The sequence below is a fragment of the Halococcus sp. AFM35 genome (assembly GCF_051195015.1).
Classification (GTDB): Archaea; Halobacteriota; Halobacteria; order Halobacteriales; family Halococcaceae; genus Halococcus.
Genome location: NZ_JBNTJU010000098.1, coordinates 1 through 1,074, shown reverse-complemented (window position 1 = coordinate 1,074; position 1,074 = coordinate 1). Strand labels below are relative to the sequence as shown.

Genomic DNA, 1,074 nt, shown 5'->3' with positions numbered 1-1,074 from the left:
TATACTGACGGCTGAATATTCTTAAGGAACGAACCCGTTGGACCGGTATGACCGCTGGCGAAAACGTATCTCCCGAAGACCTCCGCCAGGTATTGGCGGAGGTCGAAGACAAGAAGCCCACACAGCGGCTCATGGTCGCAATCAACTATCTCGAAGACGACGATCTCACCCAGAAAGAAGCAGCCGAGCGATACGGGTACACCGGCGGATGGCTCTCGCAATGGCTCACACGTCTCGAACGGCTCGAAACTGAGCCGTTCGAGGACGTCGTCTACGACGAACCTCGATCCGGTCGTCCCTCTGAACTCTCCAACCAAGAGCACGAGCGGTTCGTGGAAGTCCTCCACGAACCGCCCGAGGAAGCCGATATCGACGCGCGTGCGTGGACGGTTCCACTCGCACAACACTACCTCAAAGAACGGTTTGGGGTGGAATACTGTGACCGTCACGTCCGGCGATTGATGACCGAGGCCGGGCTGTCGCGCCAGACAGCCCGGCCACAGTACGTCAAGGCTGACGAACGTGCTCAAGAAGCGTGGCAAGAAGGGTTCAAAAAAAGTCATCCGATCTGGATGACGACTACACAGTCGTAACGATTGACCAGAATCGCCAGGAGCTGGCGAATCTCGTGTATGCGTGGTTTCCAGAAGGAGAGCGCCCGACACTGCCGGTGTCGGGCGCGTGGGAGAGTCTGAAATTGCTGGGTGGCGTCACCGACGACGGCGAGACGTTCTTTCTCCCGTGCGAGGACAACTACACCAGCGACCTCACGATTCGGCTGCTGGATGCGCTCCAGACCAGGTTCGGCGAGAAACTCTGTGTGGTGCTGGACAACGCGTCATATTTCACGGCGAATAAAGTGCAAGACTTCGCCGAAGACACGCCGCTCGAACTGTGTTACCTGCCGCGGGGTTCACCGGAGCTGAACCCCACGGAGGAGTGCTGGCATCGACTCAGCCAACGTCTCGGAAACCAACTCTTCGAGGAACTCGACGTTCTTCGAGACGCTGCTCTCGCTGCACTCGATTCTATCGAACCACCGAATCTCTTCACGTATTTGTGTCCGTGAGTATA

1 protein-coding gene is annotated in these 1,074 nt (G+C 57.4%); it reads left to right on the top strand.

Translation table 11 applies throughout. The features are described from left to right. The first annotated feature begins 47 nt into the window (after positions 1-47). A protein-coding gene (locus tag ACQUQO_RS18235; protein ID WP_435080075.1) for an IS630 family transposase occupies positions 48-1,069 on the top strand; the annotation gives its coding sequence in 2 pieces (ribosomal slippage) (positions 48-561 and positions 561-1,069; 1,023 coding nt in all). The last annotated feature ends 5 nt before the right edge of the window (positions 1,070-1,074 follow it).